We start from the raw sequence: 14,385 nt of genomic DNA on the forward strand, positions 1-14,385 counted from the left end.
GAGGTGAACGTCGGCGGACGGCGTCGAGTCGTCGTGGCGGTGACCGGTGCGAGCGGATCGGTCTACGGCGTGACGCTGCTGCGCATCCTGCGCGAGCGGGACGACCTGGAGACGCATCTGGTGGTGTCGCGCTCCGGGGCGCTGACGCTGCGACAGGAGACGGGGCTGTCGCCGGCCGACGTCCATGCCCTCGCCGATGTCGTGCACCGGCCGGCCGACGTCGGTGCGTCGATCGCGTCCGGGTCGTTCGCGACGGTCGGCATGGTCGTCGCGCCCTGCTCCATCCGCACGCTGTCGGCGATCGCCTACTGCGACACGGCGGACCTGGTGAGCCGCGCCGCCGACGTCACGCTCAAGGAAGGGCGGCCCCTCGTGCTCATGGTGCGTGAGACCCCGCTGCATCTGGGGCACCTGCGCGCGATGACCGCGGCCGCGGAGGCCGGCGCGGTGATCGCGCCGCCGGTGCCCGCGTTCTACCATCCGCCCCGCGATGTCGAGGACCTCGTCGAGCACTCGGTGCGCCGGGTGCTCGACCGGCTCGGCCTCGACGGGGGCAGCCGGGAGTGGGCGGGTCTGCGCGGGGAGGCGGAGGACGGCGCCGCGGCACGCCGCAACGGCGACCCGGCTCGCCGGCCGCCCGGATGAACGAGCCTGTCGAGGACCCTCGGGTGCGGAGGGTTTTTCGGAACGAAACGAAGAAGCGACTCGTTGACCTGCAGATTCTGTTTGTGAATACGATTGACAGTATCCCGTTTCCGTGTCAGGCTCGTGCCCGCGAGGTCGGCGAGCGGCGGCCCGACGACGGCCCCACGTGGTCCGCGTCGTGGAACCGGACCCTTCTCCGTTCGAGACCGGCGCATCCACCGACATCGACGTCCTGGATTGAGGAGTGGTCGTGAACAGATCGTCCGCGTACCCGTCCGCCGGGGGAACGGCCGTGCGCCGCAACCGGCGTGCGCGGCTCTTGGGAGCGGTCGCCGCGGTGGCCGCCCTGACACTGAGCGCGTGCGGAGGCGGCAGCGGAGCCGGTGACGGGGCCGAGGGGGTCGAGGGTGGCCAGATCACCTGGGCCTTCGACAAGCCGTCCGACTCCGAGGACTTCCTCAGCATCCAGCCGAACTACAAGTGCACCTCGGCGTGCGTCTCCCTCTTCCAGACAATCTTCGACCCCCTCCTCGCGCTCGACCCCGCGAACCGTCAGCTCGTCGGCGTCCTCGCGGAGAAATGGGAGACGAACGCGGACGCCACGGCGTTCACCTTCCACCTGCGCAAGGATGCGACCTTCCACGACGGGTCGCCCGTCACGGCCGAGGACGTCGCGTACTCCTACGACCGCACCTGTGACAAGCAGTACCTCCCGGGCAATGCCTATGCCTGCAGCCTGCTCGGTGGCAACTACGCGGGTGCCGATGTCGTCGACGACAAGACCGTCGTCATCAGGACGACCGAGCCCGACCCCGACTTCCTCATGCGCGCCACCCCGCGGGGCGCCTACACCGGCATCGTCCCCAAGCACGTCGTGGAGCAGGTCGGCCACGACAAGTTCGGGGAGAACCCCGTCGGGAGCGGGCCCTTCAAGTTCGTCGAGTGGGTCCGTGGCGACCACGTGACCGTCGAGCGCAACCCCGACTACAAGTGGGGACCGTCGTTCACCAAGACCGCGGGCGGCCCGCCCCACGTCGACCGGATGGTCTTCCGCTACATCGGCGACGCCCAGACCCGCCTCGCCGCCCTGCGCAGCGGGGAGATCGACGGCATGGACGGCGTGCCCGCAGCCGACCAGGTCAGCCTGGAGTCCGACCCGCAGTTCACCGTGACGAAGGTGAAGTACCAGGGCGGGACGGGCTGGCTCTACGTCAACACCGCGTCGGGCATCACCGCCGACGTCCAGGTGCGCCGCGCCATCTCGATGGCCATCGACCGCGAGGCGGTCAACAAGACCGTCTACTTCGGCGTCGCGACGCCCACCGAGAACGTCATCACCGAGGAGATCGAGTTCAGCCGGCCCGACATCAAGGTGCCCGGCTACGACCCCGAGAAGGCGAAGGCCACCCTCGCCGCGGCGGGCTGGACCCCCGGCCCCGACGGCATCATGCAGAAGGACGGGCAGCGCCTGGAGTTCGACGGCGTCGTCTACAACGAGCAGGCGAAGATCTTCGAGATCCTCGAGTCGCAGCTGCGCGCGGTCGGCATCGTCATGCACGTCAAGCCGGTGTCCCCGACCGAGGGCCTGAAGATTCGCGACAAGCAGGAGTTCGGGCTGTGGATGTCCTCCGTGGGCTTCGGCAGCGCCGACATCGGCGTCCTGTACTCGACGCTGCACAGCTCCCAGCGGCCGCCGAACGGCTACAACCCGTCGTTCTTCAACAACCCCCAGTTCGACGCCGCGATCGTGAAGGGCCGCAGCTCCGTCGACCAGGCGACCCGTGCCGCGGCGTTCACCGAGGCCCAGCAGATCCTGGTCGACCAGCTGCCGCACATCCCGGTGGTCCGCGCGGACAAGAACTTCGTGACCCGCGCCGGTGTCACCGGAGTCATCGGCGACTTCGCCGGCCCCTACCGCCTCTTCTACGACGCACAGCTGACGGAGGCGAGCGGCTGACCCGGCCGGGTCGATCACCACACCGGGCCCGGCGCCGGCGCGACCGGCGCCGGACCCCTCGTGACAGAAAGGCCTGCCATGGCACCGATCATCGATGCGCACGTGCACCTGTTCGACCACGGATTCCTGCCGTCCGCGTGGCACGACGCGACCGCGTGGCGCTGGGCGACCAGGACGTTCCCCAGCCGCGACCCCGAGATCGTCCGGGGCAAGATCATGGACGGGCTCGTGGACCCCGGCGGGGAGCTGCTCCGGGCCGAGATGGACCGCGTCGGCATCGACAGCTCCGTCGTCATCGGGCTCGACTGGGGCTGGGCGCTCGGCGAGCAGGACGTCCCGATCGAGGACGTCCACGAGGCGTACCGGGCGATCCAGGCGGGCGACGTCGGCGGCCTCGCCGGACGGTTCTTCGGCGTCGTCGGCATCGACCCGCGCCGGCCGAACGCGCTGGAGATGACCGAGAAGCTGATCGTCGACCACCGGTTCCGCGGCTACAAGCTCTATCCGCCGTGCGGATACCACCCCTACGACGAGGCCTGTCAGCCGCTGCTGGAGCTCTGCCAGGAGCTCGGCGTGCCGGTGATCGTGCACTCCGCACCGGTCGGCTATCCGATGCGGACGCGGTTCGCCCACCCGCACGGCGTCAACGACGTCCAGGCGGAGCACCCCGAGCTCGTGCTCGTCCTCGCCCACGCCGGCCACGGTGGGTGGGAGGCGGAGGCCAAGGACATGGCGGTACGCCACCCGGGGACCTACCTCGAGCTGTCGAACTGGAACCACGACATCGACATCGACGCCGACGCCACCGCACACGCCGTCCTCGCGATGCGCGACGCGGTCGGGGCCCACCGGATCCTCTTCGGGTCCGACCACTTCGGCGGACGCCGGTTCAGCGGCGGCACGAACCTGCCGCGGTGGATCGACTTCTTCCGCGACCTGCCGCAGCGGGCACCGCGACTCGGTTCGTCGATCTCGACCGAGGAGATCGACCTGATCCTGGGCCTCAACGCCGCGCGCGTCTACGACATCCCCGTGACCGGCGCATGATGCCCGCACCACCGCTGGACGCGCGCCGTATGCGGGTCACCGACGACGATCGGTGGGACCTGCTCGGCGCCCGCTGCCCGGCGTGCGGGCACACCGTCCATCCCGTCCGGGTGGCCTGCGTCCGTTGCGGACGGGCCACCGAGGTCGTGACGCTGCGCCCGGTGGGGACGGTCGTCGCGTCGACCGTCGTGCACACCACGCGTCCGGACGTCGCGCTGCGGCCCCCGTTCGGCGTCGCGCTCGTCCGGCTGGTCGACGGCCCCGTCCTGGCCGCCCCGGTCCGCGAGGGCGAGGACCCGGCCCACGGCGACCGCGTCGCCCTGGCGGCGTTCGACGTCGGCGAGGGAGACGAGCGGCGACGCGCCCTGCAGGTCACGGTGGCGGGCTCGTGACCGACGTCGAGATCGCCGGTGTCGGGCTCCATCCCTTCGGCCGGTTCCCGGACCGGAGTGCGGCCGACATGGTGGCCGTCGCCGTCGCCGAGGCCCTCTCGATGGCGGGATCGGAGACCACGCGCGTGCGGGCCGTGTACTGCGGCCACGGGCTGGCGACCAGTGGTGGCGGCACGGCCGCCGTCCTCGAGGCGGGTGTGACCGCCCCGGTCGTCAACGTCGACGCGGCGTGCGCGAGCAGCTCCGTGGCGCTGTCACTGGCCGTGGCGGCCGTGCGTGCCGACCAGTGGGACGAGGTGCTCGTCGTCGGGTTCGAGAAGATGGGGCGCGGCATGCTGCGCTCGGCCCGGCCGCACGACCCGTTCGGCGACCGGCTCGGCATCGAGGCGCAGCCGGTGCAGTACGCGCTCAAGGCGAGCTGGTATCTCGACCGGTACGACGTGAAGCCCGCCGACCTCGCAGCGGTGGCGGTCAAGTCGAGGGCTCACGGTCTGTTGAACCCCAACGCACACATCCAGCAGCACGTGACCCTCGCCGACGTGCTCGGTTCCCCGGTCGTGGCCGATCCGCTGACCCGGTTCCAGTGCAGTCCCACCAGTGACGGTGCCGCGGCACTGGTGGTGCGGCGCGCACGGCCGCGCGCGCACGGCGCCCAGGTCCGGGTCCGGTCCTGCCGCGTCGAGAACCAGCTGGGTGCCCAGGACCCGGACGCCGGGCTCGGGGACGCGACGACCGCGCGGCTCGCGACCGCGGCATACGCCGAGGCCGGCATCGGTGCCGACGACGTCGACGTCGCGCAGGTGCACGACGCCTTCACCCCCGGCGAGGTCCTGCGGACCGAGGCGCTGGGCCTGTGCCCCGAGGGTGAGGGCGCCCGGTGGGCCGCGGCCGGGCGCACGGCCGGCACCGGCGACATGCCCGTCAACACCGACGGCGGGTTGTTGAGCCGTGGGCATCCGCTGGGCGCCACGGGTGCCGCGCAGATCGTCGAGCTGGTGCTGCAGCTGACGGGCCGCGCGGGCGCCCGGCAGGTCGAACGGACGCCCCGCACGGCGGTCTCACAGAACAGCGGCGGCGGGGAGAACGCGGCGACGGTCGTGACGGTGCTCGCCCGATGAACGAGGTCATGGAAAGGACGCGCAGGTGAGCGGTGGTTCGCGGCGGTACGTCGACCGTGCCACGGAGACGATGTCCCCGGCCGAGCTGGCACGTCTGCAGCTCGCCCGGCTGAACGAGTTCCTGGACCGCGGTGTCTGGGGCAACGAGTGGTTCGCGCCGCGGCTCGGGGCGCGCCGGGAGATCCGGTCGCTCGAGCAGTGGCGTGAGCTGCCGACGATGACCAAACGCGACGTGATGGCCGACATCGCCGAGCACGGCCCCTACGGTCGTCGTGCCACGGCGGAGCCGGCCGACGTCCGGCAGGTCGTCGAGACGAGCGGCACGTCCGGACAGGGCCGCGAGCGCTACCCCGTCACCGGGCACGACCTCGACCTGATCCAGCAGATGGAGATGCCGGGTTTCGCCTGGGCGGGTGCGGGGCCCGGCAGCGTCGTGCTCAGCTCGCTGCCCGTCACCACCAGGGCCGGCGGGCAGTGGTACCAGGACGCGGTGCGCCGGCTCGGCGCGGTCTGGCTCTCCGTCGGCACCTATCCGGCCGAGGAGAAGCTGCGCTACCTGCGTGAGATCGGCGCCGACATCCTGGTCGCCAGCCCGTCGTACCTGATGCGGCTCGAGATCGTGGCCGCGGCCGAGGGGGTCCGGCCCGCCGACCTCGGGGTGCGGGCGATCATGACCGCGGGGGAGCCCTTCTCGGTGGCATGGGCCCGCGAGCGCGAGGCCGTGTGGGACGCCCGGCTGCACGAGCAGTACGGCTCGACGCAGCGCGCGATCGCCTGGAGCTGCGAGGAGGGCGCCGTCCACGGCGACGGGCTCGGCGTCCTGCATGTGCTGCCGCACCTGGCCGTCTACGAGGTGATCGACCCGGCAACGGGTGAGGAGGTCGGCGAGGGGGAGCACGGCGAGCTGGTGATCACCCCCTTCGGATCGACGGCGGCACCGCTGGTCCGGTTCGCGAGCGGCGACCGCGTCGTCAAGGTGGGGGCGGGGGACTGCCCGTGCGGCCGTCCCTACCCGGGGCTGCGGTGCGGCCGGATCGACCGCTACGACGCGATGACGAAGATCCGCGGCGTCAACGTCGTCCCGTCGGCGGCCGACGCGCTGCTCCTGCAGCACCCGGTGACCGACTACCAGGCGCGGGTCTACAGCGACGAGCGCACCGGCCGTGAGGAGCTGGAGATCGTGGTCGCGGCCGTGGGCGGACCACCCGACGCCGGAACGCTCGCGGTACTGGCCGACCGGTTCCGGCAGGAGTTCGGGCTGCGGGCCACCTTCGTCGCCCACGAGGGACCGACGCTGGTGGCCGACGTGGCCGTCGACGCGAAGAAACGAAAGCGATGGACCGACGAGCGGGCGCCGATGCGGCGCGGCGCCCCGGTCTAGGCCGCCGTGTTCACGAGCCTGCTACGGGTGTCGGTGGCCGTCCGCGACCTCGACGCCGCGGTCGAGAGCTACCGCGCGTTGGGGCTGGAACCCGTGGGCGGGGTGAAGCAGTCCCCGCGCGGACTCGGGCTGCGCTGGGTCGAGCTGGGCCGCCCCGACGGGCAGTGCCTTCTGGAGCTGATGTCCCCCGTCAGCGACTCCGCCCCCCTCGCGCGCTTCCTGGACCGCCACGGCGAGGGCGTCTACCAGGTCCGGCTGGGGACGTCGAGCCTGCCGCAGACATTGGCCACCCTGTCCGGACGGGGGGTGCGGGTGGTCCGGGACGAGACGCCCACCGGGGCGCGACCGTTGGGCTGGGTGCATCCGGCCTCGACGCACGGAGTGCTGGTCGAGGTCGTCGAGGAGGAGGAGCAGTGACGGAGATCGGGCTGTCGCTCGGAGTGAGTCCACGGGAGGACGTCCAGCGGTTCGTCACGCTGGCCCGCCACGCGGAGCGGCTCGGGGTGGGCCACCTGTGGGTCATCGACTCGCAGATGGCGATGAAGGACGCCTACGTCGCGCTCGCGGTCGGGGCGTGGGAGACCGAGCGGGTCCGGCTCGGCACCGGCGTGACCAACCTGCAGACGCGCAACGTCACGGTCCTGGCCAACACGTTCGCGACGCTCGCGTCGATGGCCCCTGGCCGGGTTCTGCTCGGGCTCGGCGCGGGCGACAGCGCGGTGTTCCCGCTCGGGCTGCGGCCGTCGCGGATCGCGGAGCTGCGCACCGGGATCCGGCAGCTGCGCGCGCTGCTGCGGGGCGAGGAGACGACGCTGCCCGGCGGCGCCGCGCGGATGCCGTTCGTGCCCGAGCAGCCGCCGCCGATCTACCTGTCGGCGAGCCAGCCCAGGATGCTGCAGCTGGCCGGGGCGGAGGCCGACGGCGTGATCGTCATGGGGGTCGCCGACCGGGACCTGATCGCCGCCCAGATCGCGCACGTCGCCCGTGGCGCCGAACAGGCCGGCCGCGACCCCGCCGAGGTCGCGGTGGACGTCTGGGTCACGGTGTCGGTCGGCGACGACGCGTCGTCGGCGGTGGACGACGTCCGGTCGTGGGCCTCGGCGAAGGCCCGGTGGATGTCGACCTGGGCGGACCTCCCGCCGTCGCTGGAGGCGCACCGGCCGGAGATGGAGGCCGCCGCGCGCGCCTACGACTTCGGCACCCACCTGTCGGTGCGCGCCGACCACGCACACGCGGTCGGCGACGAGCTCGCGACCGCCCTCGCCGTCGCCGGGGATCCCGTGACCTGCGCGCGGCGCCTCGCCGACATCGCACAGCTGCGTCCTGCCCAGCTGACGGTCGCGCTGCTCTCGGGCGGCCGGGAGCAACGCCTGGAGACGCTGATGGCCGAGATCGCGCCCGCAATCCGGGCGGCGGCCCCGGACCCGGTGTCGCCGTGAAGCCGCCACCGCTGCGCTACCTGCGCGCGCACGATCCCGAGGAGGCCGTGGAGCTGCTGGCCGAGTACGGCGACGAGGCGAAGGTCATCGCGGGTGGGCAGAGCCTCGTCCCGTTGCTGAACTTCCGGCTGGCCCGGCCATCGGTGCTGGTCGACATCGGCGCGGTCACGCCGTGGGCCACGCTCGTGTCCGGCGACCGCTCCCTCGAGCTCGGCGCCCTGACCACCCACCTGCGCATCGAGCGTGCCGGTGGCACCGAGCCGTTCCGTGGGCTCGAGGTCCTGCCCCGCACGGCGAGCCTCATCGGGCACCTGCCGATCCGGAGCCGGGGCACGATCGGCGGCAGCCTCGCGCACGGCGATCCCGCGGCGGAGTGGTGCATCCTCGCGGTCCTGCTGGACGCCGAGGCCACGCTGTGCAGCGGGCGTGGCGAGCGCCGGGTCCCGCTCACCCGGCTCCTGCAGGGTTTCTTCACCACCACGATCGCCCCCGACGAGGTCCTCACCGCCGTCACGTTCCCGCGCACCGGCGCCGCGGCGTCGCTGGTGGAACACGCACCCCGGCACGGCGACTTCGCCCTCGTCGCGGCGGCGGCGGCCGCGGAGCCGGCCGACGGTGTGTGCCGGCGACCGCGGATCGTCCTCGGCGGGGTCGGGCCCACACCGGTGCGGGTCCCGGATGCCGAGGACGTGCTCGCCGGCCGCGCGCTCACACCCGACGTCGTCGCCGCGGCGGCCGCCGCCGCGGCGGCCGCCGTCGACCCGCCGAGCGACGCGCACGCGTCGAGTGCCCACCGTCGACGCCTTGTCGCGACGCTCGTGACACGGGCCCTCACCCACGTCGGCGGCCGGGCACGGGAGGGCAGGGCGGCATGACCGAGCACATCACGCTCACGGTCAACGGTGTGGCCCACGAGGTCGACGTCGACCTGCGCTGGACGCTCGTGGACGTCCTGCGGCTCGTTCTGCGGCAGACCGGTACCCACGTCGGGTGCGAGCACGGGGTGTGCGGAACGTGCACGGTGCTCGTCGACGGGTTGCCGGCCCGAGCGTGCCTGATCCTCGCCGGACAGGCCGACGGCCACGAGATCGAGACCGTCGAGGGCCTCGGCACGGCCGAGCACCCGCACCCGTTGCAGGCGGCGTTCTCCCGCCACCGCGCCCTGCAGTGCGGCTTCTGCACACCCGGCTTCCTCATGCTGGCCGCGGGTCTGCTCCGCGAGGAACCCCGGCCGGACCCTGCTCGCATCCGCGACGTCGTCGCGTCCAACCTCTGTCGGTGCACGGCCTACGACGGCATCATCGCGGCGATCGAGGACGCGGCCGGCAGCGCCGGCGCCGGCCACCCCCGGGACCTGGGGTAGCCGGCGCCGGTCCTACCGGTAGCGCTCCCGGATCGCGTTCTTGGGCAGCTTCCCGGTCTGGGTGCGTTCCAGGTCCGCGAACTCGACGTGACGTGGACACTTGAAGTGGGCGATCCGCGCTCGGCAGTAGGCGATGAGCTCGGCAGCCAGCTCGGGGCCGGCGGCGACGTCCGGTACGGGCTCGACGACGGCGAGGACGCGCTCGCCCCACTCGGCGTCGGGCACACCGACGACCGCGACGTCACCGACCGCGTGATGGGCGGCGAGCACCGCCTCGACCTCAGCGGGGTAGATGTTGACCCCGCCCGAGATGATCAGGTCGGCGCTGCGATCGGTCAGGAAGAGGTAGCCGTCGTCATCGAGCCTGCCGATGTCACCGAGGGTGAAGTAGTCGTCCTGGTAGGTGCGTGCGGTCTTCTCCGGGTCGCGGTAGTAGGAGAACCGCCGATCCGGGGAGGTTCGTATCCAGATCGTCCCGACAGCGCCGGGAGCGACGGGACGGCCGTCCGCGTCGAGAATGCGGACCAGTTCGGCGGGCACGGGGCGCCCGACCGTGCCCGGCTTGCGCAGCCACTCCTCGCTGCCGACGTAGGTCGCGGGCCCCTCGGTCGAGGAGTAGTACTCGACGAGCACCGGGCCCCACCAGTCGATCATCGCCTGCTTGTCGGCCACGGGGCAGGCGGCGGCACCGTGCCACACGTGCACCAGCGAGGACACGTCGAAGCGGGCCCGCACCTCCGGTGGCAGGGTCAGCATGCGGCGGAACATGGTGGGCACCATGTGTGAGTGGGTGATCCGGTGCACGTCGATCAACCGCAGTGCCTCACGGGCGTCGAAGCGCTCCATCAGCACTGCACCGGCGCCTGCGGTCATCGGGTGCGTGAGTGAGAAGAACAGCGGGGCCGCGTGGTAGAGCGGTCCGGTCACCAGGCTCAGCGACCGGCCGGCGACGATCCGGGGCGAGGGTGCGCCGGGCCAGTCACCGTCACCGGTCATGGCCGCGGGGCCGACGTGGCGGGGCGGTTTGACCACGCCTTTGGGCCGGCCGGTCGTGCCGGAGGTGTACAGCATCGTGGTGCCGGGTCGTGGGTCGTCGACGGGGTCGGGCGACTCGGCCGCGGCAGCAGCGCCGAGGTCGTCGAACCCGGGGATCGCTCCGCCGATCGCGAGCCGGGCCGCCACCGCGGGCACCGTGGCGGCCAGGAGCGCCGCCGGGGCGAACCGCGAGTCGGCCACGAGGGTTCGGGCCTCGCAGTCGGCGACGATGTAACGGACCTCCTCGGGGTTGAGGTGCCAGTTGATCGGGGTGAGCCGCGCACCGATTCGCTGCGCCGCGGCGAGGACGGCCACCGAGTCGGGCCGGTTGGCGAGCAGGGCCGCGATCCCGTCGCCGGCGCGGTGCCCTCGGGCGCGCAGGGCCCGGGCGATCCGGTCGGCCTGCTGGTCCAGCTGGGCGAACGTGCGCCGCTGCGCCCCGGCGACGACGGCGGTGGCCTCGGGCCGGCGCGAGGCCCAGTAGGAGAGCGGCGTACCCGCTCGGGCGGCCCGGAGGAACTCCCGTTGTTCTGCGCTCGACTCGACGAGAACCATGAGCAGCAACCCTAGCCAAAACAGTAGACGGTGTACAGAATGCAGGAATGGGCATCCAAGTCATCGGTCACCTGCCGACCGCGGGCGACGCCCGCCGCTTCCTCGACCACACGCAGACCGCGCGCAACGTGGGGGTCGGGTTCCGCCGCTCGTCGCTGCACACCGGGCCGAGCTACCGGGCCCCCACGCTCGACTACCTGACCCAGGTCGCACTCGCCTGGGAACGGGCCGGGGCGCATGCCGCCCTGGTCCCGACCGGCACCTCGTTCGAAGACGCGTGGGTCACCGCATCCGCACTCATGTCCCGCACGCGCAGCCTCGGCTATCTCGTCGCCTTCCGGCCGGGACTGGTCGGTCCGGTGCTCGCCGCGCAGATGATGTCCACGTTCCAGCGGTTGTCGCAGGGACGGCTCCTGCTCAACGTGACCCCCGGCGTCCCCGGACCGGTGTCGAACCGGTTCGGCGACTGGCTGTCCAAGTCCGAGCGTCTCGACCAGGCCGGCGAGTTCCTGACCATCGTGCGCGGCGCCTGGGGAGAGGAACCCTTCGACTTCGCCGGGCGCTACTTCCGCGTCGAAGGTGCCTCGATCACCGCTCCCGACCCGATCCCACCCTTCTACTTCGGCGGATCGTCGGAGGAGTCGATGGCCTTCGCCGCGCGCCACGCCGACGTCTACCTCTCCTTCGTCGAGCCGCCCGACATGACCGCGCCGCGGTTGGAACGCGTTCGCACCCTCGCCGCGGAGCACGGACGGACCGTGCGCACCGCGCTGTCCTTCCAGGTGATCACCCGCAACACCGCACGCGAGGCGTGGGACGTCGCCGAGCACATGCTCGGCGACGTCGACGAGGCGTCGGTACGGGACTCGCTGGCCGCGTTCCGGCGCAGCGGGGCCGGTGCCGCCGCGGCCCGGACGCGGCTGCTCGGTCGCATGGAGTCCGTCGCGGGCGCGGCGGAGATCTCGCCGAACCTCTGGGTGGGCGGGTTGCTCGTGCACGCGGGCCGCCCACCGGCGCTGGTCGGCAGCCACACCGACATCGCGGACCGCCTCACCGAGTACCACGACCTGGGTGTCACCGAGTTCCAGGTCACGGGGTTCCCCGACGTCGAGGAGTCCGCTCACTTCGGCGAGGGCGTCATCCCGTTGCTGCGCGAGCGGGGCCTCCTGGACGAGGGGGGTGCGGCCACGTGAGCCGACAGAGCCTCGCCGTACTGCCCGCGACCGGCCATGACCTCGAACCGGCACTCCACGCCATTCGCCGGGGCCGACCCGTCCTGCTCGTCGACGACCGTGACCCGCGACGCGAATGCGTGCTGGTGATGGCGGCCGAGACGGTCACCCCGGCACTCGTCGCGTGGACTGTCCGGCGCTCGTCGGGATGCCTCTCGGTGGCGCTGACCGCGTCCACGTGCGAGCGGCTGCGGTTGCCGAGAATGCAGCCCGATGCGGCAGGGGACCGCCCGGCCTTCACCGTGACCGTCGACGCCAGCGAAGGGGTGGGTACGGGCATCTCGGCAGCGGACCGCTGCCGCACGATACGGCTCCTCGCCGAGCCCCACACCGTCGCGTCCGACTTCACGAGACCCGGCCACGTCATGCCCGTCGCCACGGCCGACGGGGGCCTCCTCGGCAGGCGTTGTCGTCCGGAAGCCGCGCTCGACCTCGTCCGGCTCGCCGGCCGGGCCCCCGCCGCCGTGCTCGCCGACCTGGTCGACGCCGCCGACGGCGCCTGTGTCGGTGGGGCGGCAGGCACGGCATTCGCCGCCGCCGAGCGCCTGCCGATGGTCACGATCGGGACGCTCGTCTCCCACCGGCGAGGACGTGCCCCCGGCCTCCGCCGGCTCGCCGACGTCGCGTGCCCGGTCGTCGGCGCGCCGTTCCGGGCGCATGGGTACGCCACCGCCCCGGGCGGACGCGCGCACGTCGCACTCGTCCTCGGGGAGACCCGCGGCGCCGAGGCACTGCCCGTCCACGTCCATCGCGAATGTCCCACCGCAGACCTGTTCGGCTCGTCGGCATGCGGCTGTCGCGAGCACCTCGACGCCGCCGTTCGTGCGGTCACGGCCGCCGGGCGCGGGGTCGTCGTGTACCTGAGGGCCGCCCCCGGCACCGGTCCGACCCTGCGGTGCCCCGCAGCGTCGCCGGCATCGTCCACCGACGATGTCGACGTCGCCGCGATCCTGCGCGACCTCGCACCCGCATCGACCCGCACGGTCGATCCGACCCGGCCGGCCTTCGAGGAGATGACGTGTCCGTCCGTAGCCCGTTGAACGATCCCCTGGATCTGCTCGAGGTCCCCGCCGACGTCCCCGCCGAGGAGCGGGCGATCCAACAGACGGTGCGTGATGTCCTCGCCGACCACGCGCGCCCGGTGATCGCGGACTGCTTCGAGAACCACCGCTTCCCACGCGAGCTGGTGCCGCGGCTGGGCGAGCTGGGTGTACTGGGGATGCATCTCGACGGCTACGGCTGCGCGGGCAGCAGTGCGCTGGCCTACGGGCTGGCCTGCATGGAGCTCGAGGCCGTCGACTCGGGCCTGCGCAGCTTCGTGTCGGTCCAGGGCTCGCTCTCGATGTTCTCCCTGCACCGGTTCGGCTCGGAGGAGCAGAAGCAGGAGTGGCTGCCACAGCTGGCGAAGGGGGCCGCGATCGGGTGTTTCGGACTGACCGAGCCCGACGCCGGCTCCGATCCTTCCGGCATCCGGACCCGCGCCGAGCGCCGCGGGGGAGACTGGGTCCTGCGCGGGTCGAAGACGTGGATCACCAACGGCGGTATCGCCGACGTCGCGACGGTGTGGGCCACGACCGAGGACGGGGTGCGCGGATTCGTCGTCCCGCGCGGGACACCCGGTTTCGTCACCCGTGACATCACCGGGAAGCTCTCGCTGCGCGCGTCGGTCACCTCGGAGCTGTTCTTCGACGACGTGCGCCTGCCGGACTCGGCGGTACTACCCGGGGCGAAGGGGCTCCGCGCGCCGTTGACCTGCCTCGACGAGGCGCGCTTCGGAATCGTGTTCGGGGCGGTCGGCGCCGCGCGGGACGCGCTGCAGGCCGCGCTCGCGTACGCGGACAGCCGGGTTCAGTTCGGTCGTCCGGTCAGCGGGTTCCAGCTGACGCAGCGCAAGCTGGCGGGCATGACGGTCGAGCTGAGCACGGCGCTGCTGCTCGCGCTGCACCTCGCTCGGCTCAAGGACGCGGACCGGTTGCGGCCCGAGCAGATCAGCGCGGGCAAGCTCCACAACGTCCGGACCGCGGTCGAGATCGCGCGCGAGAGCCGGACGATCCTGGGCGGCAACGGCATCTCCGGCGAGTACTCACCGCTGCGGCACGCGAACAACCTGGAGTCGGTGCTGACCTACGAGGGGACCGAGGAGGTCCACACCCTCGTCGTCGGTGCGGCGCTGACCGGGCTCCAGTCCTTCCGTTGACCAGGTGGCCGTTGACATGCCGGC

The 14,385-nt window shown here is 72.6% G+C and carries 14 protein-coding genes; 13 read left to right on the forward strand and 1 reads right to left on the reverse strand.

The genetic code is table 11. The features are described 5' to 3' along the window. Positions 1-3: 3 nt before the first annotated feature. From PSU4_RS10485 to PSU4_RS10525, 10 genes are all read left to right on the forward strand, one after another. Complete coding sequence (locus tag PSU4_RS10485) at positions 4-645, forward strand: UbiX family flavin prenyltransferase (RefSeq protein WP_147105685.1); 642 nt, start codon at positions 4-6, stop codon at positions 643-645. A 250-nt stretch (positions 646-895) separates the two neighbouring features. Then, complete coding sequence (locus PSU4_RS10490) at positions 896-2,602, forward strand: ABC transporter substrate-binding protein (RefSeq protein WP_186816865.1); 1,707 nt, start codon at positions 896-898, stop codon at positions 2,600-2,602. Between the two features lie 78 nt (positions 2,603-2,680). Beyond that, entirely contained in the window at positions 2,681-3,649 is a 969-nt protein-coding gene (locus PSU4_RS10495) for an amidohydrolase family protein (RefSeq protein ID WP_147105692.1), read from the forward strand. 29 nt (positions 3,650-3,678) lie between these two features. Next, the gene (locus PSU4_RS31225; protein ID WP_222596223.1) at positions 3,679-4,041 is read left to right on the forward strand and encodes a Zn-ribbon domain-containing OB-fold protein; all 363 of its coding nucleotides are present in this window, start codon (positions 3,679-3,681) and stop codon (positions 4,039-4,041) included. Further along, positions 4,038-5,159, forward strand: coding sequence for a thiolase family protein (locus PSU4_RS10500; RefSeq protein ID WP_186816867.1), 1,122 nt, complete (start codon positions 4,038-4,040; stop codon positions 5,157-5,159). Before PSU4_RS31225 ends, PSU4_RS10500 begins: the two co-directional genes overlap by 4 nt. A 25-nt stretch (positions 5,160-5,184) precedes the next feature. Beyond that, entirely contained in the window at positions 5,185-6,540 is a 1,356-nt protein-coding gene (locus PSU4_RS10505) for a phenylacetate--CoA ligase family protein (RefSeq protein ID WP_147105698.1), read from the forward strand. 27 nt (positions 6,541-6,567) lie between these two features. After that, the gene (locus PSU4_RS10510) at positions 6,568-6,957 is read left to right on the forward strand and encodes a VOC family protein (RefSeq protein ID WP_186816868.1); all 390 of its coding nucleotides are present in this window, start codon (positions 6,568-6,570) and stop codon (positions 6,955-6,957) included. Next, on the forward strand, positions 6,954-7,979 hold the full coding sequence (locus PSU4_RS10515) for an LLM class flavin-dependent oxidoreductase (RefSeq protein ID WP_186816869.1): 1,026 nt from the start codon (positions 6,954-6,956) through the stop codon (positions 7,977-7,979). The genes PSU4_RS10510 and PSU4_RS10515 overlap by 4 nt, the downstream gene beginning before the upstream one ends. Further along, on the forward strand, positions 7,976-8,854 hold the full coding sequence (locus PSU4_RS10520) for an FAD binding domain-containing protein (RefSeq protein ID WP_147105705.1): 879 nt from the start codon (positions 7,976-7,978) through the stop codon (positions 8,852-8,854). Before PSU4_RS10515 ends, PSU4_RS10520 begins: the two co-directional genes overlap by 4 nt. Further along, a complete protein-coding gene (locus PSU4_RS10525; protein ID WP_147105708.1) occupies positions 8,851-9,342 on the forward strand; it encodes a (2Fe-2S)-binding protein in 492 nt (163 codons plus the stop codon). Before PSU4_RS10520 ends, PSU4_RS10525 begins: the two co-directional genes overlap by 4 nt. A gap of 12 nt (positions 9,343-9,354) precedes the next feature. Here PSU4_RS10525 and PSU4_RS10530 read toward each other — a convergent pair whose 3' ends face one another. Further along, positions 9,355-10,932: an AMP-binding protein gene (locus PSU4_RS10530; protein WP_147105711.1), complete on the reverse strand. Its 1,578-nt coding sequence runs from the start codon at positions 10,930-10,932 to the stop codon at positions 9,355-9,357. A gap of 47 nt (positions 10,933-10,979) precedes the next feature. Here PSU4_RS10530 and PSU4_RS10535 point away from each other — a divergent pair, with 47 nt between their 5' ends. The 3 genes from PSU4_RS10535 to PSU4_RS10545 are packed head-to-tail and all read left to right on the forward strand — an operon-like array spanning position 10,980 to position 14,361. Beyond that, positions 10,980-12,125: an LLM class flavin-dependent oxidoreductase gene (locus tag PSU4_RS10535; protein WP_147105714.1), complete on the forward strand. Its 1,146-nt coding sequence runs from the start codon at positions 10,980-10,982 to the stop codon at positions 12,123-12,125. Continuing rightward, on the forward strand, positions 12,122-13,204 hold the full coding sequence (locus PSU4_RS31830; protein ID WP_222596224.1) for a 3,4-dihydroxy-2-butanone-4-phosphate synthase: 1,083 nt from the start codon (positions 12,122-12,124) through the stop codon (positions 13,202-13,204). Before PSU4_RS10535 ends, PSU4_RS31830 begins: the two co-directional genes overlap by 4 nt. Continuing rightward, on the forward strand, positions 13,183-14,361 hold the full coding sequence (locus PSU4_RS10545) for an acyl-CoA dehydrogenase family protein (RefSeq protein ID WP_222596226.1): 1,179 nt from the start codon (positions 13,183-13,185) through the stop codon (positions 14,359-14,361). Before PSU4_RS31830 ends, PSU4_RS10545 begins: the two co-directional genes overlap by 22 nt. Positions 14,362-14,385 lie beyond the last annotated feature (24 nt).

This window comes from Pseudonocardia sulfidoxydans NBRC 16205 (genome assembly GCF_007989085.1).
Taxonomy (GTDB): domain Bacteria; phylum Actinomycetota; class Actinomycetes; order Mycobacteriales; family Pseudonocardiaceae; genus Pseudonocardia; species Pseudonocardia sulfidoxydans.

Coding starts and splice junctions, on each gene's coding strand:
- PSU4_RS10495 (WP_147105692.1), top strand. CDS start 2,681: ATGGCACCGATCATCGATGCGCACGTGCACCTGTTCGACCACGGATTC.
- PSU4_RS31225 (WP_222596223.1), top strand. CDS start 3,679: ATGCGGGTCACCGACGACGATCGGTGGGACCTGCTCGGCGCCCGCTGC.
- PSU4_RS10525 (WP_147105708.1), top strand. CDS start 8,851: ATGACCGAGCACATCACGCTCACGGTCAACGGTGTGGCCCACGAGGTC.
- PSU4_RS10530 (WP_147105711.1), bottom strand. CDS start 10,932: ATGGTTCTCGTCGAGTCGAGCGCAGAACAACGGGAGTTCCTCCGGGCC.
- PSU4_RS10535 (WP_147105714.1), top strand. CDS start 10,980: ATGGGCATCCAAGTCATCGGTCACCTGCCGACCGCGGGCGACGCCCGC.